Raw genomic sequence first — 1,122 nt, 5'->3', positions numbered from 1 at the left:
CGATGAGCCGTCCCGACCATAATACTTTAAACAGATTTCGTAGTGAGCGATTGAAAGGTGAGATTAAAGCCATTTTCACACAAATTGTTCTTCTTTTGGAAAAGGAAGGTTTGGTAAGTTTGGAAACCACTTTTGTAGATGGCACCAAGATAGAAGCCAATGCCAATCGCTATACTTTTGTTTGGGGAAGAGCCATCAAAAAACACAAAGAAAGGATTGCAGAGCAATTAGAAGAGCTTTGGAACTATGCAGAAGCAGTTGCAAAAGATGAGCTCCAAAATACAGAAAGTATTGATTTTAAAGAAGTAGATTCTGAAAAAGTAACTCAAACCATCGAAAAGATCAATGAGGTTTTGAAAGATAAAAAAGTAGCTTCAAAAGTTCGTCAGAAACTGAATTATGCTAAGAAAAACTGGACATATAATTTAGAGAAATATAAAAAACAGCAAGAATTATTAGAAGGTAGAAATTCCTATTCCAAAACCGATACAGACGCTACTTTTATGCGAATGAAGGAGGATCATATGCGAAACGGACAACTAAAACCCGCTTACAATCTACAAATTTCTACCAATAGACAATTCATTTTACATTATTCAATTCATCCCCACCCAACAGACACCAAAACATTAGCGACTCATTTACTGGGTTTTGAAGAAAGCTATCATAAAGCTCCCAAAGAACTTGTCGCTGATGCTGGTTATGGTTCAGAAGAAAATTACAACTTGTTAAAATCTAAGAAAATAAAAGCTTATGTTAAATATAATTACTTCAGAAAAGACCAGAAATCAGGACAAATAACCACTTCACAAAACAATCCTAAATTGGCAAAAATCAGAGAAAAGATTTTCAAACTTCTTAATACCAGCAAAGGCATCAAACTCAGAAAACAAAGATGCCATGATGTTGAACCTGTTTTTGCACAACTCAAACACAACAAAAATTTTAAACGATTCATGCTTCGAGGAAAAAATAAAGTCGAGGTAGAAATCGGCATACTCGCAATTGCCCACAATCTAAACAAAATGTCAAAAGCAGCCTAAAACAGACTGCTTTTTTGACTTATATCTTCTTTTTTCAAGATCTTTTTTAAAATTAAAATATCGAAATCTTTTTTGATTG

Annotated in this window: 1 protein-coding gene; it reads left to right on the top strand. The window is 33.7% G+C overall.

Going from position 1 to position 1,122, the window contains the following annotated elements; translation table 11 throughout:
* Positions 1 to 1,043 (top strand): transposase (locus CHRY9293_RS18350; protein WP_162034301.1); only part of this gene is annotated, 1,043 nt, incomplete at its 5' end.
* Positions 1,044 to 1,122: the final 79 nt, after the last annotated feature.

The sequence above is a fragment of the Chryseobacterium potabilaquae genome (assembly GCF_902728265.1).
GTDB classification, from domain to species: domain Bacteria; phylum Bacteroidota; class Bacteroidia; order Flavobacteriales; family Weeksellaceae; genus Chryseobacterium; species Chryseobacterium potabilaquae.
The sequence above is the reverse complement of the archived record's forward strand: the minus strand, read 5'-3'. Positions and strand labels throughout refer to the sequence as shown.